This window comes from Achromobacter sp. (assembly GCF_049647645.1).
Taxonomy (GTDB): domain Bacteria; phylum Pseudomonadota; class Gammaproteobacteria; order Burkholderiales; family Burkholderiaceae_B; genus Achromobacter.
In genome coordinates this window covers 30,950-54,867 of record NZ_JBARYB010000274.1, presented here as the reverse complement: position 1 = coordinate 54,867, position 23,918 = coordinate 30,950, and the positions used below count along the sequence as shown (strand labels likewise).

General features: G+C 66.4%; 18 protein-coding genes. 7 read left to right on the top strand and 11 right to left on the bottom strand.

The window, feature by feature from the left end; genetic code table 11:
* Positions 1–3: 3 nt before the first annotated feature.
* The 10 genes from WBB14_RS31640 to coq7 all read right to left on the bottom strand — a co-directional run bounded on the left by WBB14_RS31640 (position 4) and on the right by coq7 (position 12,855).
* On the bottom strand, positions 4–1,137 hold the full coding sequence (locus WBB14_RS31640; RefSeq protein WP_424243284.1) for a glycosyltransferase family 4 protein: 1,134 nt from the start codon (positions 1,135–1,137) through the stop codon (positions 4–6).
* Positions 1,134–2,291, bottom strand: a complete 1,158-nt coding sequence (locus WBB14_RS31635; protein WP_424243283.1) for a glycosyltransferase family 4 protein — start codon at positions 2,289–2,291, stop codon at positions 1,134–1,136. Before WBB14_RS31635 ends, WBB14_RS31640 begins: the two co-directional genes overlap by 4 nt.
* Positions 2,288–3,403: a glycosyltransferase family 4 protein gene (locus WBB14_RS31630; protein WP_424243282.1), complete on the bottom strand. Its 1,116-nt coding sequence runs from the start codon at positions 3,401–3,403 to the stop codon at positions 2,288–2,290. The genes WBB14_RS31635 and WBB14_RS31630 overlap by 4 nt, the downstream gene beginning before the upstream one ends.
* Positions 3,404–3,406: 3 nt before the next feature.
* Positions 3,407–5,338: an asparagine synthase (glutamine-hydrolyzing) gene (gene asnB, locus WBB14_RS31625; protein WP_424243281.1), complete on the bottom strand. Its 1,932-nt coding sequence runs from the start codon at positions 5,336–5,338 to the stop codon at positions 3,407–3,409.
* A gap of 45 nt (positions 5,339–5,383) precedes the next feature.
* On the bottom strand, positions 5,384–6,526 hold the full coding sequence (locus tag WBB14_RS31620) for a glycosyltransferase family 4 protein (RefSeq protein ID WP_424243280.1): 1,143 nt from the start codon (positions 6,524–6,526) through the stop codon (positions 5,384–5,386).
* Entirely contained in the window at positions 6,527–7,876 is a 1,350-nt protein-coding gene (gene murJ / locus WBB14_RS31615; RefSeq protein WP_424243279.1) for a murein biosynthesis integral membrane protein MurJ, read from the bottom strand.
* Position 7,877: 1 nt separating this feature from the next.
* A complete protein-coding gene (locus tag WBB14_RS31610) occupies positions 7,878–8,903 on the bottom strand; it encodes an SDR family oxidoreductase (protein ID WP_424243278.1) in 1,026 nt (341 codons plus the stop codon).
* 9 nt (positions 8,904–8,912) lie between these two features.
* Positions 8,913–10,190 carry a Vi polysaccharide biosynthesis UDP-N-acetylglucosamine C-6 dehydrogenase TviB gene (tviB, locus tag WBB14_RS31605; protein ID WP_424243277.1) on the bottom strand — a complete coding sequence of 426 codons (1,278 nt, stop codon included), beginning with the start codon at positions 10,188–10,190 and terminating at the stop codon, positions 8,913–8,915.
* Positions 10,191–10,291: 101 nt separating this feature from the next.
* Positions 10,292–11,398 (bottom strand): MraY family glycosyltransferase, encoded by a 1,107-nt coding sequence (locus WBB14_RS31600; protein ID WP_013396215.1) that lies wholly within the window; start codon positions 11,396–11,398, stop codon positions 10,292–10,294.
* 779 nt (positions 11,399–12,177) lie between these two features.
* A complete protein-coding gene (gene coq7 / locus WBB14_RS31595; RefSeq protein ID WP_424243276.1) occupies positions 12,178–12,855 on the bottom strand; it encodes a 2-polyprenyl-3-methyl-6-methoxy-1,4-benzoquinone monooxygenase in 678 nt (225 codons plus the stop codon).
* A 123-nt stretch (positions 12,856–12,978) separates the two neighbouring features.
* On the opposite strand from coq7, the gene WBB14_RS31590 reads away from it, so the two are divergent.
* The 4 genes from WBB14_RS31590 to WBB14_RS31575 all read left to right on the top strand — a co-directional run bounded on the left by WBB14_RS31590 (position 12,979) and on the right by WBB14_RS31575 (position 17,568).
* A complete protein-coding gene (locus tag WBB14_RS31590) occupies positions 12,979–13,419 on the top strand; it encodes an OsmC family protein (RefSeq protein WP_424243275.1) in 441 nt (146 codons plus the stop codon).
* A gap of 110 nt (positions 13,420–13,529) precedes the next feature.
* Positions 13,530–14,501: a thymidylate synthase gene (locus WBB14_RS31585; protein ID WP_424243274.1), complete on the top strand. Its 972-nt coding sequence runs from the start codon at positions 13,530–13,532 to the stop codon at positions 14,499–14,501.
* 432 nt (positions 14,502–14,933) lie between these two features.
* Entirely contained in the window at positions 14,934–16,997 is a 2,064-nt protein-coding gene (locus tag WBB14_RS31580) for a putative bifunctional diguanylate cyclase/phosphodiesterase (RefSeq protein ID WP_424243273.1), read from the top strand.
* 85 nt (positions 16,998–17,082) lie between these two features.
* Entirely contained in the window at positions 17,083–17,568 is a 486-nt protein-coding gene (locus WBB14_RS31575) for a dihydrofolate reductase (protein WP_424243272.1), read from the top strand.
* A gap of 26 nt (positions 17,569–17,594) precedes the next feature.
* Here the strand turns inward: WBB14_RS31575 and WBB14_RS31570 are convergent, their stop codons facing one another.
* The gene (locus WBB14_RS31570) at positions 17,595–19,022 is read right to left on the bottom strand and encodes a PLP-dependent aminotransferase family protein (protein WP_424243271.1); all 1,428 of its coding nucleotides are present in this window, start codon (positions 19,020–19,022) and stop codon (positions 17,595–17,597) included.
* Positions 19,023–19,183: 161 nt separating this feature from the next.
* Between WBB14_RS31570 and WBB14_RS31565 the strand changes: the two genes are divergently transcribed.
* The 3 genes from WBB14_RS31565 (at position 19,184) to WBB14_RS31555 (ending at position 23,853) form a co-directional block, all read left to right on the top strand.
* Positions 19,184–20,509 (top strand): aspartate aminotransferase family protein, encoded by a 1,326-nt coding sequence (locus tag WBB14_RS31565; protein ID WP_424243270.1) that lies wholly within the window; start codon positions 19,184–19,186, stop codon positions 20,507–20,509.
* A 94-nt stretch (positions 20,510–20,603) separates the two neighbouring features.
* The gene (locus tag WBB14_RS31560; RefSeq protein WP_424243269.1) at positions 20,604–22,097 is read left to right on the top strand and encodes a CoA-acylating methylmalonate-semialdehyde dehydrogenase; all 1,494 of its coding nucleotides are present in this window, start codon (positions 20,604–20,606) and stop codon (positions 22,095–22,097) included.
* A 247-nt stretch (positions 22,098–22,344) separates the two neighbouring features.
* A complete protein-coding gene (locus tag WBB14_RS31555) occupies positions 22,345–23,853 on the top strand; it encodes a M81 family metallopeptidase (protein ID WP_424243268.1) in 1,509 nt (502 codons plus the stop codon).
* Positions 23,854–23,918 lie beyond the last annotated feature (65 nt).

Sequence of the window (23,918 nt, the reverse complement as noted above, 5' to 3'; positions counted from 1 at the left end):
TCGTCAGGCGCTAAGCGCGTCGTAGATTTCCACCTGGATGCGCGCCACGCGCTCGATGTTGAACTCGCGCTCGGCCAGCGCCCTGCCCGCAGCGCCCATGGACTGCCGCAAGACCGGATCCTCGGCCAGACGGGCAATGGCGTCCGCCAGCGCCCGCGCATCGCGCACCGGCACCAGCAGCCCAGTCTCGCCGGGCTCGATCGCATCGCGGCAGCCGGGAACGTCCGTGGTCACGACCGCCCGTGCGCAAGCCGCAGCCTCGATCAGCGATTTGGGCAGGCCTTCGCGATAGGAGGGCAGCACGGCGATATGCGAGGCCGCGTACAGCGCGGCCACGTCGGAACGTTCGCCCAGCGCGCGCACGCAGCCTTCGCGCTGCCAGGCATCCACATCGTCCGGCGTTGCCGAGGCGGGATTGCCCGCATCCACGCCGCCAACCAGCTGCATCGTGACAGGCAGGTTGCGCTCGCGCAGCAGCCTCGCCGCCTGCACGAATTCCTGCACGCCCTTGTCGCGCAGCAGCCGCGCCACCATGGTGACCACGACCGGCGGCGCCGGCGGTTCGGGTTGGGCCCGATACTCGTCCAGGTCCACGCCCGCGCCTCGGATCATGACAACCTGCGCATCGCGCACCGCGCCCAGCGACTTGAGCAGATCGCGGTCGCTGGCGTTCTGGAAGATCACGCGGCTGTTGGGATGGCCCAGCGCCAACCGGTACAGCCGCGCCACCACGGCGCGCACCAGCTTCATCTTCAGCGAATTGGACAGGAACACGAAGCCCAGACCGGAGATCGCCGCGACCATGCCCGGCACGCGCGTCAAGCGCGCGGCGATGCCGCCGTAGAGCACAGGCTTGATCGTGACCAGATGCACGATCTGCGGCCGCAGCCGCCGGAACAGCCGTATCAAGGCCAGCAGCGTGCCCAGCTCCTGCAAGGGATGCTTGCCGCTGCGGGTCATCGGAATCGCGTGGTGCGTCATGCCCAGCGCCTCGATATCAGCCACCGCCGGGCCGTCCATCGTGGCGACGTGCACCTCGTAGCCCGCCTGTTGCGCGGCCAGCGCCACCGGCACGCGATGCGACATGAAGAAGGCCGGGTTGTTGACGACAAACAGCAGGCGGCGCGCGGCGCTCATGCTTGCACTCCCGAGATGCGGCGCCATACCGCGATGTAGCCTTGCACCATGCGCGCAAGGTCGAAATTCTCCAGCACGCGGGCGCGGCCCGCCTCGCCCGCGCGCACGCGGCCGCGCGATGCCACCTCGCACAGGGCCGTTTCGATGCCGCGGGCCAGCGCCTCGGACTGCTCCGGCGGCACCACCACGCCGGCATCGCCAACGATATAGGCCGCGTCACCCACGTCCGTCACGACGCAGTAGACACCGCAGGCCATGGCCTCGGCCACCACATTGGGAAAGCCTTCCGCGCAGCTGGACAGGACGTGCAGGTCCAGGCCATTCATCGCGCCGGGAACGTCGTCGCTAGGCCCCGCCAGCACCAGCCGGTCGCGCAGGCCCAGCCGCTCGATCAGGGCGGCCAGCTCGGCATTGTCCGTATCCATGCCGCGGCCGATCAGCACGCAACGCAGGCCGGCGTCGCGGCCGTCGCGCACCAGCGCCGCGACGGCGCGTAGCAAATTGGCATGGTCCTTGAGCGGATCCCAGCGGGCCACGCAGCCGATGGCCGGTACGTCCTCCGACAAGCCCCATTGCGCACGCACGCGCACCCGGGCCTCGCCATCGGGTGCATAGCGCGACAGATCATAGCCATTGGCGATCACCACCATGCGCTCACGCGCATAGCCCTTGTCGGCATGGCGTTCCGCCGACTTCCGGGCGGCGCACACAATAGCCTTCGGTATGCGGCCCGACAACAGCGCGCATGCCCGCAGCACCATGCGCGCCGAACGGCTGCTGCGCTCCAGGTGTTCGCCGGAATTGCGGATGCCCCAGGCGATGGCGCGCACGCCCGCCAGGCGCGCCGCCAGGCCGCCGATCAGGTCGGCGTGGTACATCCAGGTCTGTACCGCGTCGGGACGCGTTGCCGCGATGAGCGAGCGCAACGCCATGAAGCCGCCCAGGCTGACGCGCCCGCGCTTCATGCCCAGCGCATGCACGGCGATGCCTGCAGCGCGCAGGCGTTCGCCATAGATACCCTCGTCGGTCAGCGATACGACGACGTGCTCCACATCCGCCTCGGGATAGGTCGCCAGGCGGAACAGCACGGACTCCGCGCCCCCCTGGCCCAGGCCGGTGATGATATGCAGGACGCGCAGCCGACGAGCGTTCATCGCTCCTCCCGCACGGCATCGAACAATTCATCCCACTCCGCCAGCACGCTGGCCAACGCGTAGCGCTGCCGCACCGCGAATGCGCCACGCATGCCCAACTGCTGACGCAAGGAGAGGTCTCCCAACAGGCGACGCAAGGCCTCGCGCAGGGCATCGCGATTGCCGGCGGGCACCAACAAGGCGTCCTCGCCGTTGCGCGTCATCTCGCGCGGGCCGCTGGGGCAATCGAACGCCACGCAGGGCAGGCCCAGCGACATGGCTTCCAGCAGCACATTGGGGAAGCCCTCCACCAGGGAGCTCAGCACGAAGGCCTGGCCGCGCGCGAGTTCATCCCAGGGCGCTTCGGTGCGGCCGGGCAGGCTGATGCGTGACTGCAGGCCCAGGCGTGCGACCTGCTGCTCCAGCGCGCCGCGCTCGGGGCCTTCGCCCCAGATGCGCAGGTTCCAGTCCGGAAAGTCGGGCGCCAACTGCGCGAACACGTCGATCAGCAGGTCGAATTGCTTGTCGGTGACCAGGCGTCCCATCGCCAACAGTTCGCGAGGTGCGTCATCTTCACGCTGCAGCACCATCGGCGCATCCAGCAAGGGCGCCGGCAAGGGATTCGGAATGACGGCCAGGCGCTTGATGCCAGGCACCTGCCGGGCGAACGGACCGGCTGTGTCTTCCGCCTGCACGGTGACCATGTCGGCGCGGGGGTACAGAATGCGGCGCAGCTTGCGCCACACCGTTCCCGTCGTGGTTTCGGCCACCGGGTTGGTGCGCTCGCAGACGATAAGCGGCACGCCCAGTCCGCGGGTAGCGAGGATGGCGGCCACGTTGACGTTGGTCAGGAAGGACACCACCACGTCCGGCTTGGACTCGCGGATGTGCCGGCGCAGCGCCAGCAGACGCTTGAACGCGGCCATGGCGCCCGACACGCGCGTACCCGCCAGATCCGCCAGCCAGGCCAACTCGACCTTGTCCGACAGCGGATAAAAGCAGGTTCCCTTGGACGAGTAGGTGGGCGTCAGGATGACGGAATCCCCGCGTTCGGCCCATGCATTGACCAGCGTGGCAGCGACCCGTTCGGCGCCGCCCGCATGCATGGAACTGACCAGCATCAAGATTTTCATGCGTCAAAGACTCCCAACCGTTCCTCCCTGCTCCTTGGCGCCGCGATAGCGGTCGAGCCAGGCTTGCATCATCAGCACACCCCACAGGTGGCTGTCCCAGTTCCGATGGCCGGAGGTGTGCTCGCGCCACTTGCGCAGGATGGGCTCGGGTTCGAACCAGCCTTCCTGGCGCAGGCGCGCCGGGTCCAGCAAGGCATCGGCCCACTCGCGCAGCGGGCCGCGCAACCAGGCGGCCAGCGGCACGGCGAAACCGCGCTTGGGACGGTCCACCAGCGCCTGCGGCACATGGCGGTGCAGCACCTGGCGCAGCAGCCACTTGCCGGTATTGCCTCGCACCTTGTATTGATGCGGCAGGCTCCAGGCGAATTCGTACACGCGGTGGTCGATCAGCGGCACACGGGTTTCCAGGCTGACGGCCATGGCGGCGCGATCCACCTTGACCAGGATGTCGTCCGGCAGGTAGGTCACCGTGTCCAGCTTCATCATGGCTTCGAAGGTGGAACCTTGCATCGCCCGCGCGAACTCGGATACAGGCTCCACGCCGCCCTTCACCACGCTGGACGGATCGGCCCAGTACGACACGAAATGGCGGTAAAACTCGCCGCGCGTGTCGGCGCGCAGCAGCTCTCCCAGCTTGCCGACCTTGCCGCGCCAGGCGCCGCGCCCCGGCAGATGCGTGGATGCGCTGAGCAGCGCGCCGGCGGGCTTGCGCAGCAAGGCAGGAACGCGCTCGCATTGCTGCCACCAGTTGTTCACGCGGAAATAGCGCGAATAGCCGCCGAATATTTCGTCGCCGCCGTCGCCGGACAAGGCCACCGTGACGTGTTGGCGCGCCATGCGCGTCACCAGCGAAGTCGGGATCTGCGACGAATCCGCGAACGGCTCATCGTACATGTCAGCCAACGAGGGCACCACGGCCAGCGCATCGTCCGCCGTCACGTACAGCTCGGTATGGTCGGTGCCCAGGTGGGTGGCCACGGCCTTGGCGTGCTGCGCCTCGTCGTAGCCCTTCTCGTGAAAGCCGATCGCGAAGGTGCGCACGGGCTGCGAGCTCTGCGCCTGCATCAGCGCCACGATGGTCGAGGAGTCGATGCCGCCCGACAGGAAGGCGCCCAGGCTCACATCCGACAGCATCTGGCCGCCGACCGCCTTGGACAGCACGCCCTCCAGCGCGTCGGTAGCCTGCGCGTCGGATTCGAACGACAGCAGCGATTGCGCGGCGGTGTCGGCGGCCTCGCGGGCCGACCAGTACACGCGCGGCTCGGGCATGCGGCGGCTGCGGGTATCGTCGGCCGTGAACTCGACCCAGGCGCCCGGCGGCAGCTTGGCGATGCCCTGGTAAATGGATTGGGGCGCCGGAATGTAGTTGTGCCGCATGAACGACGCCAGGGCGTTGCGATTCAACTCGCGGCCAAAGCCCGGAATCGGCATCAGGCCCTTGAGCTCCGAGGCGAACACCAGTTCCGCGCCCGAGTAGCCGTAGTACAGCGGCTTTTCGCCCATGCGGTCGCGCGCCAGCATCAGCTTGCGCGAGGCGCGGTCCCACAGCGCGATGGCGAACATGCCCACCGCGGCCTGCAAAGTGGCTTCGATGCCCAGCGCGGTGAAGCCCGCCAGCAGCGTTTCCGTGTCGGAATGGCCGCGCCAGGACGGTGCCAGCGCCGATTGCTCGAGCTGCTTGCGGATGTCCAGGTGGTTGTAGATTTCACCGTTGAACACCATGACATAGCGGCCGCAGGCCGACGTCATGGGCTGGTGGCCCGCCTCGGTCAGGTCGAGAATGGCCAGGCGCACGTGCGCCAGCGCCAGTTCGGCCTCGGTATCTTCCCAGAAGCCGTTGCTGTCGGGCCCGCGGTGGCGGATGCGGCGGCAGCTTTCCGCCAACACCTGCGCCTTGTTCCCGACTGGACCCCAAATCCCGACTATTCCGCACATGATGAAGTTCTCGTTATCACTGTAGCAACGGCGCGCCGCGCAGCCTCAACGGCCTGTTGCGCGCACGCCGTCAAAAAGTTCTTGCCATTTCTGCAGCACGCGCGCGGCCGAAAAACGGTCGCGCACGTCGGTCGCCGCCTGCGCCATGCGCAGGCGGTCCGCGTCATCGCGCATGACGGCATCCAGCGCCTGGCACAGTGCGGGCACGTCGCCATTGGGGCGCACCAACACGCCGTCCACGCCTTCGCGCACGATCTCGCGCGGCCCCGTGTCGCAATCGAACGATACGGCGGCAAGGCCGCTCGCCATGGATTCGAGCAAGGTATTGGACAGTCCTTCGAAACGCGAAGTCAGCACGTACAGGTCGGCGCTTTCGTACCAATCGCCGACGTTGCCCGCGCGCCCCGGCATGAAGACACGCGACTCCAGGCCGGCCTCGCGCACCTGCGCCTCCAGGGCGCGGCGCTCGTCGCCCTCGCCCAGGATAACCAGATCCCAGCCGGGATGCGATGCCGCCAATTGCGCGTAGGCCTGGATCAGCAGGTCGAAACCCTTGTCGGCGTGCAGGCGGCCCACCGCCAGCAGCCGTTTGCGGCCGTCGCCCGACACGGGAGGCAGGACAGGCTCGGCGCGCGGCAGTGGGAAGTGTACGGGGTTGGGGATGACGGCCAGCTTGCTGCCCGGCACATGCTGCGCCAGCCAGTCGGCGGTGCCGCGGGTCAATGCGACCACGCTGGCCGCGCGTGGATACGTCAACCGGCGCAGGCGCTGCCAGAAGCCCGACAGGGTCTGCGAGGGCGGATGCGTATGCTCGGTCGCGATCACCCGGCAGGACAGGCCTGCGCAGGCCAGGACCGACAGCACCGATGCCGTCGTCATCATGCCCAGCACGATGTCCGGACGGAACGCCTTGACCACGCGGCGCAAGGCGCGCACCCGCTGCACATTGCTCCAGATGCCGCGCAGGCCGCCGCCCTCGCCCGCCGTATGCAACACCTCGCGGCGCACCTTGGGATGCAGGGTGTAGACGTCACCCTCGGCGCTTGCCTGCGTCACCACCATCACCTCACGGCCCATGCCCGCCCAATGCGCGCTCAGGTCGGCGGCCACGCGTTCCGCGCCGCCGCCATGCAGGGAATGGATGAACAGCAGGACGCGCGGCGCCGGGCCGGTATCGGTCTCGGGCATTCAATCGGCCTCTTTGGGTTCAGCCTTGCGCATCGCCACCACCAGATAGCACGCAAAGGACAACAGATACATGAGGCTGGTCGCCAGCATGATGCCGGCTGCGCCCATCTTGGGCGCCAGCACGGTATTCAACACCGCCTTCAAGGCGAAATTGGCGACGGCGATGGCAGCCATCATGCGGTAGCGGTTCTGGCTGGCCAGCAATTGCACCAGGATCAGCACGCCGAAGTAGAACGGCAGTTGCAACAGCCCCCAGCGAAACACATGGGCCACGGCCTGGGTATTCTCGGCGGTGAAGGCGCCGCGCTGGAACAGCACCGACACACCCCACGGCGCCAGCGCCCAGCCCACGGCGACAGCCACCGCGCCCGCGGCCACCATCAACACCGACCATTTCAGAGCCATGCCACGCGCGCGCGCGGTATCGCCGCGCGCTTGCACGTCGGCCAGCACGGGCAAGGCCGCGCGCCCCACCGACACGGCGCCGATCCCCAGCACCAGCGACAGCAGCCGGCTGGCATAGCCCAGCGTGGCGTTGGCGTTCGCACCCAGGTTGGCGGCAGCGTACTGGTCCAGCGGACCGACGAAGCTCATGGCAACCTGACCGATCAGCATCACACCCGCGGCGCTCAGCAGTTCGGGCCAGTGCGGCGATTGCAGCGAGAACCGGGGTGCGCCCCAGAAACCGCCATCGGCGCGCGCCGCCAGCCACGCCAGCCAGACGGTCTGGATGGCGTAACCCACCAGCGTGCCCCACAGCAGCGGTCCGACACCGTCGGCGCTGGCGGCCAGCATCACCCAGGCCAGCGTCGCCACGGCGGGCACGCTGTCCAGCAAGGTATTGACGTGCCTTTCCTGCGCCCGCAAGCGCGCGGCGCTGATGCCGGCGATGAGCAACAACGCCGACACCGGGGCGAAGGCGACAAGCAGTTGGCCAGTCATGTCGCCCACGCGGGCCGACAAGCCCTGCCCCAGCGCACCCAGCACTTGCGGCCAGGCGAACCAGGTCAACAGCGCCAGTGCAATGCCCGCGGCGGCGACCCAGCCCTGCAGTTCGCCGATGAACAGGTTTCTTTCGGCGGCATCGGTGCGGCGCAGCCGCACCAGCACCGGAATCAGAACCACCGACAACACGCCCACGATGGTGACCGGCAGCCAGGTGGCCATGGTCATCGTGAACTGATAGGCGTCCACGGCGTCGCTGACGCCGTAGCGGTACGCCACCGCCATCTCCTTGATGGCGCCGGCGGCCTTGCCCAGCAGCAGGAACACCGCCACCCGGAAGGCGCCCTTGAAAATGCGCTGGTGGTCCGGGTGGATGCTGCCGAGTTTTCTGACGAGTGCTTTCAAATCAACGCAGGAATTGCGTGTACCAGGGCATGGCCACTTCCAGGCCCTGCAGCACGGTGTGCGTCGGCTCGTAGCCCAGCAGCCGGCCCGCCTTGCTGACGTCCGCCTGCGAGTGGCGCACGTCGCCCGCACGGAAGTCGGCGTAGACCGGCTTCTTGGCATAGGCCACACCCTCAGTGCCGAGGGTCTTCACCAGAAAACCGAACAGCTGATTCAGGGTGCTGCGGCCGCTGACCGCAACGTTGTAGACCTGGTTGCGGCCTTCCGGCGCGGCCATGGCCGCAAGGATGTTGGCCTGCACCGCGTTCTCCACGAAGCAGAAGTCGCGGCTGGTCTCGCCGTCGCCGTTGATGGTGACGTCTTCGTTCTGGATCATCGCGGCCGTCCACTTGGGGATCACGGCTGCGTAGGCGCCATTGGGGTTCTGGCGCTTGCCGAACACGTTGAAGTAGCGCAGGCCCACCGTCTCGAAGCCGTAGGAACGCGCGAACACGTCCGCATACAGCTCGTTGACGTACTTGGTGACCGCGTACGGCGACAGAGGCTTGCCGATGTTTTCCTCGACCTTGGGCAGCGCCGGATGGTCGCCGTAGGTCGAGCTGGAAGCCGCGTAGACGAAGGATTTGACTTCCTCGTCGCGCGCCGCCACCAGCATGTTCAGGAAGCCGCCGATGTTCACCTCGTTGGTGGTGATCGGATCCTTCAGCGAGCGCGGCACGGAGCCTAGCGCGGCCTGGTGCAGCACGAAATCGACGCCCTGCACCGCACGACGGCAGGCTTCCAGGTCGCGAATATCGCCTTCGATGAAGGTGAAGCGCGCCCATTGCTCGGGCGAAACCGAGTTGCGCACTTCGTCCAGGTTGTGCTGAAAGCCCGTGGCGAAGTTGTCCAGGCCAGTCACGGTCTGGCCCAGCTTCAGCAGGGTTTCCAGCAAGTTCGAACCGATGAAGCCGGCGCAGCCGGTCACCAGCCACTTGCGCGGCGCGGCCGAGAGTTCCTTCTTGGTGGTCTCAAAGCGTGTGGTCATGAGCAGTCCTTACAGGCGCAGATCGGATTCGGAAGGCGAAAGCACATACTTCAGGTCGTACAGGATGTGCTGCGGCTTGCCGAGCTTGCGTATGCCTTCCGCGCCCATTGCCTTGAACTGGTTGTGCGCCACGCCCAGAATCACGGCGTCGTACTTGCCTTCGTCAGGCTTGGCCACCGGGGTCAGGCCGTACTCGTGCACAGCCTCTTCCGGATCGACCCACGGGTCATACACGTCGACGTCGACGTTGTAGTCGCCCAGTTCCTTCACAATGTCCACGATGCGCGTGTTGCGCAGGTCGGGGCAGTTTTCCTTGAACGCCAGGCCCATGACCAGCACGCGGGCGCCCTGCACGTGGATGCGGCGCTTGGTCATGGCCTTGACCAGCTGCGACACTACATAGCTGCCCATCGAGTCATTCAGGCGGCGGCCCGCCAGGATGATCTCGGGGTGGTAGCCGATGGATTGCGCCTTGTGGGTCAGGTAGTACGGGTCCACGCCAATGCAGTGGCCGCCCACCAGGCCCGGACGGAACGGCAGGAAGTTCCACTTGGTGCCAGCCGCCTCCAGCACGGCCTCGGTGTCGATACCCATCTTGTTGAAGATCAGGGCCAATTCGTTGATCAACGCAATGTTCACGTCGCGCTGCGTGTTCTCGATCACCTTGGCGGCCTCGGCCACGCGGATGCTGGACGCCTTGTGGGTGCCGGCGGTGATGATCTGCTGATACAGCTGGTCAACCAGTTCAGCCACCTCGGGCGTGGAGCCGGACGTGACCTTCTTGATCGTGCTGACGCGATGGGCCTTATCGCCCGGGTTGATGCGCTCGGGACTATAGCCGGCAAAGAAGTCCACGTTGAACTTCAAGCCCGACACGCGTTCCAGTACCGGCACGCAGTCTTCTTCCGTCGCGCCCGGATAGACGGTGGATTCGTAGATGACGATGTCGCCGCGCTTGAGCACGGCGCCGATGGTCTCGCTGGCCTTGACCAGCGGGGTCAGGTCCGGCTGTTTGTATTCGTCGATGGGAGTCGGCACGGTCACGATAAACACGTTGGCCTGGCCCAGCACCGCGCGGTCGGCCGTGTAGCTCAGCTGGGTTGCTTCCTTCAGCTCTTCGTCGCTGGCTTCCAGCGTGTGGTCGTGGCCCGCCTTGAGCGCATCGATGCGGCGCGTATTGATATCGAACCCGATGACCGAACGCTTCTTGCCGAACTCCACCGCCAGGGGCAGGCCGACATAGCCCAGGCCGACAACAGCGAGTTTCACATCCTGAATTCGCAACATAACTCTCCCTTCACCGTAGAACGACTACGGCATTTCAAATATGGTCGGGTAATTAAAAAAGATTACTGAGCCCCCGACGGCAATCGCCGGGGCGCCCAAAACTAATCGGAAGTCCGCAAAACGGAGGGCAGCAGCAGCCAGCCCGGGCGGCGCCAGGAAACCAGCCGCGAATACAGCCAGATATAGACGGCGGCGAACACCACCAGGCTGGCGCACAGCGCCCAGGCGTTGTCCCACCAGATGGTCGCGGGTACCAGGCCGATCAGCGCCAGCACCCACATGTAAGGCGAGGCCAGCGCGTTGCACAGCGCCGGCACCGCATGCCGCCGGCCACGGCTGAACGTGACCCGGACCAGGCGGCGAAACACCAGCTGATGCAAGTGCAGGGCATCCGGCTGGTCCACCGGCACGCCACGCTTGAAACGCCGGCGCCAGATCGAGAAGCCGGTTTCGAAGACGGGATAGAACAGTACCGCCAGGGCATAGAACGGCGACACCGAGGGATTGCGCACCACCAGCAACACCGCCAGCTCGGCCAGCATGAAACCCAGGAAGTACGCGCCGCCGTCACCCAGGAACACGCGCCCGAACGGAAAATTCCACACCAGGAAACCCAGCGTGGCCGAGGCCAGGGCCGCCGCCACCAGGAAAATCGGTACGTCGCCCACCTGCAGCGCCACCAGGCTGATCGATACGGCCATCAACGTGGCCACCATGCCGGCCAGGCCGTTCATGCCGTCAACGATATTCAGCGCATGCGTACAGCCGCCCACCGCGAACATGGTGAACAGCAAGGACACCGGCCAGAAGGACAGCACGTAATCCACCGGCGCCATGCCAACGCGGCTGACACCGCCCAGCAGCCACCAGGCGATCGCGGCCGACAGGAAGGCGGCCAGCAGGCGCTTGCTGGCGCCGATGTCCTTGGTGATGTCTTCGAGCAGGCCGGCCACGAACACGGGCAGCGCCGCGACGAACAACGCGGGCCACAGCCAGGTCAGTGTCATGTTGCTGGGTCCGAGGACCAGCAGGCCCGCCAGCGTGCCCGCGAGAACGGCCAGCCCGCCGACGCGAGGCGTGGCGCGGGAATGGTTGGCTTGGGGCTTGTTGAGATCGCTGTCGCCGGTGAAGGCGCCATGCCAGCGTTCCGACGCCACGATGAGTCCCCCCACCATGAATGCGACCACGCAAATGTACAGCCAGGTCACCGAGTCACCTCTGGTTGGTCTATCGAGACAGGCCCGCCATTATCGGAGGCAGGTGTAACGCCCATATATGGGAGGAATAAGGAAGTGCAAATCACCGGCACAGAACGTAACGCCGCGCGCCATGCCGCCATTCCAACGCCGGGACTGCCATCTGGCTGGATCGGCACGGCAAAACCGCGTGAACGCGGAAATAGGGGATTCATAAAATGATTGTAGAACTTTCCGCCCTGGCACACGCGAAATATCCAAGGGAAAACGCGAAGGCCGCCCTATGGCGGATGCACCGCGCAAGGTCATGGCCTATGGCCCTGTCCATTTAAATGGGGACGCACTAAAAATGCCGAAAAAAAAGCCCGAGATCGTAAGATCTCGGGCTAAATCCACCAAAGGAGGAGGGTGGAGGAGACAACCGTGGCATGTTGGGAGCTGGCCTTCCGCTCACTACGCTTTCGGGGTTTTGCACCGCGCCGACTGCGTTTCAACATCCGATGAGTGAATAGTACCGAGGTTTTTTGTGCGATGCAAGAATTTTTTTAGCCTGTCTCGAGAGAGATTTCTGGCGTTGCATTTTTGCCGCAAAACCTCGCCCACCTGCCTGGAAACCCGCGCCAATCAATGCCCGTTCCAAAAACAGGGTTTCTGCCGAATGGGTAAACCCGCCCGGGGCTTACCCTAGCCGGTACCGGGTTATCCCGCTCTGGATTTCGCACCGGAATGGTGCGCTTGGCACCAACTTGCATCCATTTTTGCGCATTGCAACATTTTGCCTGCCAGGCCTTTCAAACCCAGTAGGCCGTGGTCGTCATGACCTTGGACATCGCGCGCATTGCGGCTTTTACTGGCGTCGGCAGCGGCACGCCCCCCGCCGCCTCCGCGCTGGCACGGTGCTGCGCCTCGTCCTCTTTCATCTTCTGGACGATCTGGCGCGAGCGCTCGTCCTGCACCGGCAAGGTGCGCAGATGTTCTTCCAGATGCGCTTCGACCTGCTTTTCGGTTTCCGCCATGAAACCCAGGTTGCGCGGCACGCCGGCATAGCTAGCCAGCACGCCCAGCGCGAACGAGCCTGCGTACCAGACCGGATTCAGCAGGCTGGGACGGCTGCCCAGTTCGGTCAGCCGTTGATTGCACCACGCCAGGTGATCCACTTCCTCGGAGGCGGCGTTCAGCAGCAGCGCCCGGGGCGCCGGCTCGCGGCACACCGAGGCCTGCCCCCGGTACAGCGCCTGGGCGCAGACCTCGCCTACATGGTTCACGCGCATCAAGCCGGCAGCGTGGCGTTTTTCCTGCACGGACAGGGCTTGCGGCGCCTCGTCGGCGGTCGCCGGATAGGGACGGCCGGCCGTGGCGCTGCCGGACAGCACCCGCAACGCGCGGTCAGCCTCGGCCAGCAGGGCATCGATGGGGCTGATGCGGCGCAGGAAGGAAACGGGGCTGGGGCGGGACAGAGCGGTGGACATGGGCAACTCCTCGGCAAGGCTGGCGCGCACACCCCTGATGCGGGGCGGGGCTCTCATGCCCGGAATTGTACGCAACAGGTATCATCAGCCATTGACAGCGCTCAAGCTCAAGGACACCACAACATGGAATGCACGATCGACTGGGGCGGCCCGAACGGCATGCTCTTCACCGCCAGCACCGGCAGCGGCCACGTGGCCGTCATGGACGGCGCCGTGGATGGCGGCGGGCACAACCTCGCCCCCCGCCCCATGGAAATGCTGCTGGCCGGCACCGGCGGCTGCACCGCCTATGACGTGGTGCTGATCCTCAAGCGCGGGCGCCACGCCGTCAGCGGCTGCAGCGTCAAGCTCCAGGCCGACCGCGCCGATGCCGACCCCAAGGTTTTCACCCGCATCCATTTCGCCTTCACCGTCACCGGCCGCAACCTGCCGCGCGCCGCGGTCGAGCGCGCGGTGCAGCTGTCGCACGAGAAGTACTGCTCGGCCTCGGCCATGCTGGAAAAAACCGCGGCGCTGACCTTCTCGGTCGAAATCGTCGACACGCAGGAAGCGCCCGCCGCCTGAACCGCGCCCGCGTGGTGTAATTCGTCTATCCCTAACTTATAAGAGCCGACGCGATCCGTTCGCGGCGGCTGTCTGCGTCACCCGCCGGGCGAGCGTACGCAAGGACCGCCATGAAACAATACCTGGACCTCGTTCAATCCATCCTGGACACCGGCGCGTGGCAGGAAAACCGCACGGGCATACGCACGCTGAGCATGCCGGGCGCATCGCTGCGCTTCGACCTGCAAAAGGGCTTCCCTGCAGTGACCACCAAGAAGCTGGCGTTCAAGTCCGCCATCGGCGAAATGGTGGGTTTCCTGCGCGCCTCGCGCAACGCGGCGGAATTCCGCGAGCTCGGCTGCAAGGTGTGGGACCAGAACGCCAACGAAAACAGCCAGTGGCTGGCCAATCCGTACCGGGAAGGGCCCGATGACCTGGGCCCCGTGTATGGCGTGCAATGGCGCCAATGGCCGGCCTACAAGATGCTGGACGCCAGCCGTCCGGCGCAGATCGCCGACGCCCTGTCGCGCGGCTACGCCCAAGTGGCCGAGCTGGAGGAAGGCGGCGTGCCGAAGGTGCTGCTCTACAAGGCGGTGGACCAATTGCGGCAATGCCTGGACACCATCCATGAGCGCCCTGGCGACCGCCGCATCCTGTTCCATGGCTGGAACTGGGCGCAGATCGAGGAAATGGCCCTGCCCCCCTGCCATCTGCTCTATCAATTCCTGCCGAACGCGACGACCCGAGAAATATCGCTGTGCTTGTATATCCGCTCCAACGATGTCGGGCTAGGCACGCCATTCAATCTCACCGAAGGCGCGGCCCTGCTGCATCTGGTCGGCCGCCTGACAGGCTATGCGCCGCGCTGGTTCACCTATTTCATCGGCGATGCGCACATCTACGAAAATCACCTGCCGATGCTGCGCGAGCAGCTCACGCGCGAGCCTTACGAGGCGCCGAGGCTGGTCCTGTCGGACCGCATTCCGGATTTCGCGGTGACCGGGCGCTACGAGCCCGAATGGTTGGAAAAAGTGGAGCCGGGCGACTTCTCTCTGTCGGGCTACACGCACCACGCCCCGCTCACGGCCGCCATGGCCGTATAGGACTGCTCAGAACAGCCGTCCCGGCGTCAACCTCGGGGACGGCCATGGCGGCAGGCGCCTGGGGGATTCGCCCAAGGCGCCCCCCGCCCGCGCGCTCATGTGCGCAAGTGAAGATTGGTGAGCATCTGGAAGCGCGTTTTCGGTATAACCCATCCCTTAGCCATGGACGCGCGTCCAGAATGCGCTGCGCGCCAATGCTTCCGACCGGCACCTGCCGCGCCGTGCCTGTCGCTCGCCGAAACCGGGCAATCCGCCCGGCAGCGCCATCCGCCGGCGTTGCGCAGCCGCCCCCCATCCCAATAAGAGAGCATGTGCATCACCAGCGTCGACCGCGGAATTCTGTCTTGCGACCGACTTGCAACTATAGACTACCAATTGATTTGATATGAAGCCCGTGCGGCGGCAGTTTGCGCCAAGGACAGGACCCCACAAATGCTCGTCGGAACTTATAACCCTTCGCTCGTCCTCGTATCCCTAGGAGTCGCCATCCTGGCGTCGTACACGGCGTTGGGCATGGCCAACCGCGTCAGGGCCTCGAACGGGTTGCCCAGCGCGCGCTACTGGCTGGCGGGCGGCGCTTTCGCGATGGGCGTGGGCATCTGGTCGATGCATTTCGTCGGCATGCTGGCCTTCAGCCTGCCCATTCCCATGGGCTACGACCTGCCCCTCACCGTCCTGTCGCTGGTCATCGCCATCGGCTGCTCCGCCTTCGCCCTGTGGACCGTGAGCAAGGATGAGCTGCCGCGGCGGCGGCTCGTGATCGGCGCCCTGCTCATGGGAGCCGGCATCGCGGCCATGCACTACCTCGGCATGGCCGCCATGCTCATGGAGCCCGGCATCGTCTACGACGCCAAGTGGTTCGCGCTATCCATCGTGATTGCCGTGGCTGCCTCCGGCGCGGCGCTGTGGATCACCTACCGCCTGCGCCACGGCGGCCCCCGCGTGGCCTGGTCGCGGCCGCTGGCGGCAGTCATCATGGGCATCGCCATCGTCGGCATGCACTACACCGGCATGGCCGCTGCGGGATTCCCCGCCGGCAGCATCTGCATGGCGGCCAATAGCGGCATCTCGGCCGGCTGGCTGGCCATCGCCGTCACAGCGGTAACCCTGAGCGTGCTGGCCATCGCCCTGCTGGTCGCGGTGCTGGACAACCGGCTGGAAGCGCGCACCTCGGCCCTGGCGTCCTCGCTGGCCGAAGCCAATGAAGAATTGGTGCAACTGGCGCTGCATGACACGCTGACCAAGTTGCCCAACCGCATCCTGCTGGAAGACCGGCTGGAGCAAGCGATCGAAAGCGCCACCCGGCGCAAGGGTTACTTCGCGGTGCTGTTCTTCGACCTGGACGGCTTCAAGGCGGTCAACGACGCCTACGGGCACCACACCGGCGACGCACTGCTGATCGACCTGGCGCAGCGCATCCGCCTGACCCTGCGCACCCAGGACACGGTGGCGCGCCTGGGTGGCGACGAGTTCATCGTGCTGAGCGAAGTGGTCGAACCCACCGACGCAGCCAACGTGGCCGACCGCCTGATCGACGCCATCGCCCGCCCCGTTACGGTTTACGGGCATGAGGTGATGGTGACCTCCAGCGTGGGCATCGCCATCTATCCCAACGACGGCCAGGATACCCATGCCCTGCTGACCAACGCCGACGCGGCGATGTACCACGCCAAGCGTCTGGGCGGCACCGGCTACAGCTTCTTCGAGCCGTCCATGAATGCGGACGCGCACGAGCAGATCGAGCTGCTGCACGACCTGCGCCTGGCGCAGGAACGCAACCAGCTCATCCTGCATTACCAGCCCAAGTACGAAGCGCCCGCCGGCCCCATCATCGGCGCCGAGGCCCTGCTGCGCTGGAACCATCCGACGCGCGGCCTGGTAGGTCCCGACCAGTTCATCCCCACGGCGGAAAAGACCGGCCTGATCCTGCCCATCGGCGAATGGGTGATCAACGAGGCCTGCCGCCAGATGCGCGAATGGATCGACGCCGGCCAGGGCCATTGGACCATCGCCGTCAATATCTCGGCCCTGCAGTTCGCCCACGCCAGCCTGGTGGAAACGGTGCGCTCGGCCCTGGAACGCCACAGCGTTCCGCCGGCCTGCCTGACCCTCGAAGTGACGGAATCCACCGCCATGCGCGACGCCGAGGCCAGCCTGGCGGTGCTCAAGCGCCTGTCGAACCTGGGCGTGACGATTTCCATCGACGACTTCGGCACCGGCTATTCCAGCCTGCTCTATCTGAAGCGGCTGCCGGCCACCGAGCTGAAGATCGACCGCGGCTTCGTCAACCAGCTGGAAAACGACAACGAGGATGCCGCCATCGTGTCAGCCATCGTCGCGCTGGCGCAGCAGCTCAACCTGCGCATCGTGGCCGAGGGCGTGGAAACGCCGGCGCAACAGAAGTTCCTGACCGGCCTGGGTTGCGATTCACTGCAGGGCTTCCTGCTGGGCAAACCCATGCCCGCCACCGAATTCCTGGAACACGCGGCCGACTGAGGAGGCCGGCGCGGCGCAGGCCGCCGCGCAAATTTGCTACGCTTGCCGTAGCCGACCGGCCGAACCCCTACCGCCCCGATCCCGCATGCCCGCCAGCCTTACCCTTATCGTCGCCTATTCCACCAATCGCGTCATCGGACGCGACAACGCCCTGCCCTGGAGGCTACCGGGCGATCTGGCGCACTTCAAACGCAGCACCTTGGGCCACCCCATCATCATGGGCCGCAAGACCTGGGACTCGCTGGGCCGGCCGCTGCCTGGCCGCAGCAACGTCGTGATCAGCCGCAATACCGATTTCAGCGCCGCGGGCGCCATCGTGGTCCCCTCTCTGGAGGCCGCAATCCAGGCCTGCGGCGACATCGACGCGGCCTTTGTCATTGGCGGCGCGCAGATCTATGCGCAGGCCCTGCCCCTGGCCCAGCGCATCCTGGCCACCGAAGTCCGAGCCGAGGTCGACGGCGATGCCTTCTTCCCTTTGCTGCCCGCCTTCCAATGGAAGGAAACGGCGCGCGCAGCGCAGCCGGCTGAAAACGGCTACGAATACGATTTCGTGACGTACGAGCGCCAGTAGCTATTGGCTGATGGGTGCGAAACCCATCACACAGCCGCCCCGGCGTTGCGCATGAAGCGCCAGAGGGCGGGCGCCTCCGAATAAGCCACGTTGAAGCGCACCCAGGGGGTGTCGGCCTCGTCCGCCTCGAAATAAGAGCCGGGCGCCAGCCAGATGCCGTCTTTCAACGCCAGTTCCGCCAAGCCGTTGGCGCCGCGCTCGCGCCATTGTCCGGCTACCTTGGCCCACAGGAACAAGCCGCCCTGCGGCCTCCCATAGATCTCGAAACCATGCTGCGCCATCAGCTCGGCCACCCCGGCATGGGCCGCCGCCAGACGCTCGCGGGTACGGGCGATATGGGCGCGGTAGCGGCCTTCGCGGATGACCTGGTGCACGATACGCTCCATGATTTCCGGCGAGGTCAGGCCTACCGCCATCTTGGTGCGTGCGATGTCGCGCGCCAGATCGCGGTGCGCCACCACATAGCCCACCCGCACCGACGGACTGATCACCTTGGAGTAGCCGCCCAGGTAGACCACGCGCCGCGCCCCGTCCAGGGCGGCCAGCATGGGCGTCACGCCGGGCGCAAGTTCGCGCGAGATGTCGTCTTCCACCACCCACAAGCCATGCCGCTCGGCCGCCTGCAGGATGCGGAATGCATTGGCCATGCTGACGCTGGCGCCCGACGGGTTCTGCAAGGCGGTATTGACGACCAGGGCCCGCGGCCGGTGGCGCGCCACCACCGTTTCCAGCGCCTCGCAGTCCAGCCCGTCCAGCGTGCGCGGCACGGGCACCGCGCGCAAGCCGGCCAGGCGCAGCATCTGCAGCAGGTTGGCATAGGCGGGTTGCTCGACCACCACCGTGTCGCCCGGCCGCAGCAAGGTGCGTATCACCATGTCCAGGCCATGCGTCACGCCCTGGGTCAGCACGACCTGCGAGGCCTCGACCTCCATGCCCTGCGCGCTCAGACTGGCCGCGATGGTCTCGCGCAGCGGCGCATAGCCGTAGGGATGGCCGTAGTTCGCAATGCGCATGGCTGGCACCCGCCCCATATGGCGCAGCGCCATGTGCAGCCCTTCTTCGTTCAGCCATTCGCCTGGCAGCCAGCCGCAGCCCGACTTGATGGGGATGGAATGGTCCGCAAAGATGTCCGACAGCAGCCAGCCAGCGTTCAAGCGCGGCGGCTCCCACGATGGCGCTTGGCTCGGGCGCGCCGGCGCGTCCGGCGTCGCAACCCGATAGCCCGCACCCGGCCGCGCCGCCAACCAGCCCAGCGATACCAGGCGGCTGTAGGCGCTGGCCACCGTAAAGGTGCTGATGGCGTACTGGCGCGCGAACTCGCGCACCGAGGGTAGGGACATACCCGGACGCAAAGTCTGTTCTTCGATGGCGCGCAGGATGGCGGCGACCAGCTGCTCGACCAGGGTCGGCGCCAGTCCGCGGCCACGGGCGCGGTTCGGCTGGAAATCGATCACGGAGATAACTGTACAGTTGTGTCGCTCACAACTATACAGTTAGCCGCATTTGCGCGGATCGTATATTTTCATTCCCCGCCAGACGCACCAGAATCGTTTCAATCCCGCTGGCTGCACACCCGTCGCCCAAGTCCAGCGCTTGTCCGTCCCCTGGAGCCGCCATGAACGCCCCCGAAAAATTGCCCGACCTGTCCCATCTGTGGATGCCCTTCACCGCCAACAAGCAGTTCAAGGCGCACCCGCGCATGCTGGCGACCGCCAAGGGCATGTACTACACGTCGACCGACGGCCGCCAAATCCTGGACGGCACCGCCGGCCTGTGGTGCGTCAACGCCGGCCACGGCCGCGAGGAAATCGTTGCCGCGATCTCCCGCCAGGCGGGCGTCATGGACTACGCGCCGGGCTTCCAGCTGGGCCACCCGCTGGCCTTCGAAGCCGCCACCGCCGTCGCCGGCATGATGCCCCAGGGACTGGACCGGGTCTTCTTCACGAACTCGGGTTCCGAATCCGTCGACACCTGCCTGAAGATCGCCCTGGCCTATCACCGCGCCCGCGGCGAAGGCCAGCGCACCCGCCTCATCGGCCGCGAGCGCGGCTACCACGGCGTGGGCTTCGGCGGCATCTCGGTCGGCGGCATCTCCACCAACCGCAAGACCTTCTCCGGCGCGCTGCTGCCCGCCGTGGACCATCTGCCGCACACCCACAATATCGAGCAGAACGCCTACTCCAAGGGCCAGCCGGCATGGGGCGCGCACCTGGCCGATGAACTCGAGCGCATCGTCGCCCTGCACGATCCCTCCACCATCGCCGCGGTCATCGTCGAACCCATGGCGGGCTCGACGGGCGTGCTGATCCCGCCCAAGGGCTATCTGGAGAAGCTGCGCGAAATCACCTCCAAACACGGCATCCTGCTGATTTTCGACGAAGTCATCACCGCCTATGGCCGCCTGGGCGCCGCCACGGCATCCGAGTTCTTCGGGGTCACGCCGGACATCATCGCGATGGCCAAGGGCGTGAGCAACGCCGCGGTGCCGGCCGGCGCCGTCGCGGTCAAACGCGAGGTGCATGACGCCATCGTCAACGGCCCCGCCGGGGGCATCGAGTTCTTCCACGGCTACACCTATTCGGCCCACCCGCTCGCGGCCGCGGCCATCCTGGCCACGCTGGACATCTATCGCCGCGAAGACCTGTTCGGCCGCGCCCGCAAGCTGTCCGGCGCCTTCCAGGAAGCCGCCCACAGCCTGAAGGGCGCGCCGCACGTCATCGACGTGCGCAACCTGGGCCTGGTCTGCGGCATCGAGCTGGCGCCGCGCGCGGGCGCTCCCGGCGCGCGCGCCGCCGAAGTCTTCCAGAAGTGCTTCGACAACGGCCTGATGGTGCGCTACACGGGCGACATCATCGCGATCTCGCCCCCGCTGATCATCGAAGAAGCCCAGATCGGCCAGATCTTCGAACAGATCGGCAAGATACTGAAGGAACTCGCCTGATAATGCGCTGCCCCGCGAGGGGCGGCATTTCGCCAGGGCGGCCCCAGGCCGCCCTCCGGCATTTTTCAAAGCCCCGGATTCGAGCGTTCGACCCATGAAGAAGATCCCGCATTTCATCAACGGCCAGCACTACGACGGCCGCAGCAACCGCTACGCCGACGGCTTCAACCCCGCCACCGGCGAAGTCGTCTCCTCCATTCCCCTGGCGTCCAACGAAGAAGTGGCGTTGGCCGTGGCCGCCGCCAAGACCGCCTTTCCGGCCTGGTCCGAAACGCCCGCGCTCAAGCGCGCGCGCATCCTGTTCAACTTCAAGGCGTTGCTGGACAAGCATCAGGACGAACTGGCCGAGCTGATCACGCGCGAGCACGGCAAAGTGTTTTCCGACGCCAAGGGCGAGGTCACGCGAGGCATCGAAATCGTCGAGTTCGCCTGCGGCATTCCTCAGTTGATGAAGGGCCAGTACTCCGACCAGATCGGCGGCGGCATCGACAACTGGAGCATGCGCCAGGCGCTGGGCGTGGTGGCCGGCATCACGCCGTTCAATTTCCCCATGATGGTTCCGTGCTGGATGTTCCCGGTGGCCATTGCCTGCGGCAACACCTTCGTGCTCAAGCCTTCCGAGCGCGATCCCTCGGCCTCGCTGCGCCTGGCCGAACTGCTGGCCGAGGCCGGCCTGCCCGAGGGCGTGTTCAACGTCGTGCATGGCGACAAGCAGGCTGTGGACGCGCTGATCGCGCATCCGGACGTGGAAGCCCTGTCCTTCGTCGGCTCGACGCCCATCGCCGAATACATCTACGCCGAAGGCACGCGCCGCGGCAAGCGCGTGCAGGCGCTGGGCGGCGCCAAGAACCACATGGTGATCATGCCCGACGCCGACCTGGACCAGGTCACCGACGCCCTCATGGGCGCGGCCTACGGCTCGGCCGGCGAACGCTGCATGGCCATCTCGGTGGCCGTGGCGGTGGGCGACGTGGCCGACAAGGTGGTCGAACGCCTGACGCCGCGCGTCAAGGCGCTGGTGGTCAAGGACGGCATGCAATCGGACGCCGAAATGGGTCCGCTGGTGACCGCCCAGCACCGCAACAAGGTCCTGGGCTACATCGAGGACGGCATCGCTTCCGGCGCCGACCTGGTGGTCGACGGCCGCGGCCTGCAAGTGCCGGGCAACGAAAAGGGCTTCTTCCTCGGCGGCACGCTGTTCGACAACGTCAAGCCCGCCATGAACATCTACCGCGAGGAAATCTTCGGCCCGGTGCTGTGCGTGGTGCGCGTGCCGGACTTCGCCTCGGCGGTGGAACTGATCAACGCCCATGAGTTCGGCAATGGCGTGGCCTGCTTCACCTCCGACGGCGGCGTGGCGCGCGCCTTCGCCCGCCAGATCAAGGTCGGCATGGTCGGCATCAACGTGCCCATTCCCGTACCCATGGCCTGGCACTCCTTCGGCGGCTGGAAGCGTTCGCTGTTCGGCGACCACCACGCCTACGGCGAAGAAGGCATCCGCTTCTATTCGCGCTACAAGAGCGTGATGCAGCGCTGGCCTGACAGCATCGCCAAGGGCGCGGAATTCACGATGCCCGTCGCTAAGTGAGCCCACCCCCGAAGCGCTGCGCGCTTCCCCCTCAAGGGGGCGTCGCTGCGGACCGGCGGAGCCGGATCCGCGCGACCCCGCTTGGGGGAGGTCTTGCCTGATTGGGGCGTAGTGCCTGTTTTCGTAGTGCCTGTTTTCGTTGTGCCTGTTTTATGCGTGGCTGGTGGCGCGGTGGCGCCACTTTAGAACTGACTTGGGCGCGGCTTGGCCCGCGCCTTCCTGACACCAAAACAACAAGGGGATCCTGATGCGCATCGGGATAGGCGGCTTTCAGCATGAAACCAATACGTTCGCGCCTTCGCGCGCGGCGTGGGAAGACTTTGCCGAGAAGGGCGGCGGCTGGCCCAAGCTGGTCAGCGGGCCGGCGATGTTCCAGGCGGTGGCGGGCGCCAACATACCGGTGGCCGGCTTCATCGAAGCCATGGGGCGGCACACGCTGCTGCCGACTACCTGGGCGGCGGCCAGCCCCTCGGGGCCGGTCACCAAGGATGCTTTCGAACGCATCAGCGCGTTGATCCTACAAGGCCTGTCGCTGGCGCTGCCGCTGGACGGCGTCTATCTGGACCTGCACGGCGCCATGGTCACGGAACACCTGGACGATGGCGAAGGCGAATTGCTCAAGCGCGTGCGCGAACTGGTGGGGCCCGACGTGCCCGTCGTGGCCAGCCTGGACCTGCACGCCAACGTGACCCGCGCCATGGTGCGCCACGCGGACGCGCTGGTCTGCTATCGCACCTATCCGCATATCGACATGGCCGAAACCGGACAACGCGCCGCCGAACTGCTGGCCGCGCGGCTGGCCGGCGCGCCGCGGCCCTGCGTGGCCCTGCGCGCGCTGCCCTACCTGATTTCGCTGTGCTGGCAGTCCACCGATATCGAACCCTCGCGCAGCCTGTACCAGATGGTGGGCGAGCTCGAAACGCGCGGCGCTCTCAGCCTGTCGTTCGCCACGGGTTTTCCCGCGGCCGACTTCCCCGAATGCGCGCCCACGGTGTGGGCCTACGGCGCCACGCAGGCCGAAGCCGACGCCGCGGCCGACGAGATGACCCGCGCCGTGCTCAACGCGGAACGCGACTTCGGCGGCAAGCTCTACACGCCCGACGAAGCCGTACAGGAAGCCATGCGCCTGGCGCGCGACGCGCATAAACCCGTGGTCATCGCCGACGCGCAGGACAATCCGGGCGCGGGCGGCAGTTCCGACACCACCGGCGTATTGCGCGCCCTGATCAGGCACGATGCGCGCGATACCGCCATCGGCCTGATCGTCGACCCCGCGGCCGCGCTGGCGGCGCATCGCGCCGGCGCCGGAAACAAGGTACGGATTGCATTGGGTGGACACTCGGGTATTCCCGACGATGAACCGCTGGACAGCGAGTTCATCGTCGAGAAAACTTCGGATGGACGCTTCGATACGCACGGCGCCTTCTATCGTGGCTTCCATATGGACCTGGGTCCCAGCGCCTGCCTGCGCATCGGCGGCGTGCGCATCATCGTCGCATCCAACAAGGTGCAGATGGCCGACCAGGAGATGTTCCGCTTCGCCGGCGTAGAGCCGCAACGCGCCGCGATCCTGGTGGTCAAGAGTTCCGCGCACTTCCGCGCGGATTTCACCGACATCGCCCAGACGATCCTGGTGTGCGCAGCCCCCGGTTCCATGCTGATGGATGCGGCAAAACAACCATGGACACGGTTGCGTCCCGGCATCAGAATGGCGCCTTGCGGACCCGTCTTTTCGGGCAGGCCCGCTACCGCCTGAAGCTCGCACGCCGCCCCAGCGCGGCGGATCAACGACGCAGCGGCGCGATGGCGCCGCTCACTACG

Bases quoted from the DNA above. Each gene is read 5' to 3' on its own strand.
- WBB14_RS31640 (WP_424243284.1), bottom strand. From the start codon at position 1,137: ATGAGCGCCGCGCGCCGCCTGCTGTTTGTCGTCAACAACCCGGCCTTC.
- WBB14_RS31635 (WP_424243283.1), bottom strand. From the start codon at position 2,291: ATGAACGCTCGTCGGCTGCGCGTCCTGCATATCATCACCGGCCTGGGC.
- WBB14_RS31630 (WP_424243282.1), bottom strand. From the start codon at position 3,403: ATGAAAATCTTGATGCTGGTCAGTTCCATGCATGCGGGCGGCGCCGAA.
- asnB (WP_424243281.1), bottom strand. From the start codon at position 5,338: ATGTGCGGAATAGTCGGGATTTGGGGTCCAGTCGGGAACAAGGCGCAG.
- WBB14_RS31620 (WP_424243280.1), bottom strand. From the start codon at position 6,526: ATGCCCGAGACCGATACCGGCCCGGCGCCGCGCGTCCTGCTGTTCATC.
- WBB14_RS31610 (WP_424243278.1), bottom strand. From the start codon at position 8,903: ATGACCACACGCTTTGAGACCACCAAGAAGGAACTCTCGGCCGCGCCG.
- tviB (WP_424243277.1), bottom strand. From the start codon at position 10,190: ATGTTGCGAATTCAGGATGTGAAACTCGCTGTTGTCGGCCTGGGCTAT.
- coq7 (WP_424243276.1), bottom strand. From the start codon at position 12,855: ATGTCCACCGCTCTGTCCCGCCCCAGCCCCGTTTCCTTCCTGCGCCGC.
- WBB14_RS31590 (WP_424243275.1), top strand. From the start codon at position 12,979: ATGGAATGCACGATCGACTGGGGCGGCCCGAACGGCATGCTCTTCACC.
- WBB14_RS31585 (WP_424243274.1), top strand. From the start codon at position 13,530: ATGAAACAATACCTGGACCTCGTTCAATCCATCCTGGACACCGGCGCG.
- WBB14_RS31580 (WP_424243273.1), top strand. From the start codon at position 14,934: ATGCTCGTCGGAACTTATAACCCTTCGCTCGTCCTCGTATCCCTAGGA.
- WBB14_RS31575 (WP_424243272.1), top strand. From the start codon at position 17,083: ATGCCCGCCAGCCTTACCCTTATCGTCGCCTATTCCACCAATCGCGTC.
- WBB14_RS31565 (WP_424243270.1), top strand. From the start codon at position 19,184: ATGAACGCCCCCGAAAAATTGCCCGACCTGTCCCATCTGTGGATGCCC.
- WBB14_RS31560 (WP_424243269.1), top strand. From the start codon at position 20,604: ATGAAGAAGATCCCGCATTTCATCAACGGCCAGCACTACGACGGCCGC.
- WBB14_RS31555 (WP_424243268.1), top strand. From the start codon at position 22,345: ATGCGCATCGGGATAGGCGGCTTTCAGCATGAAACCAATACGTTCGCG.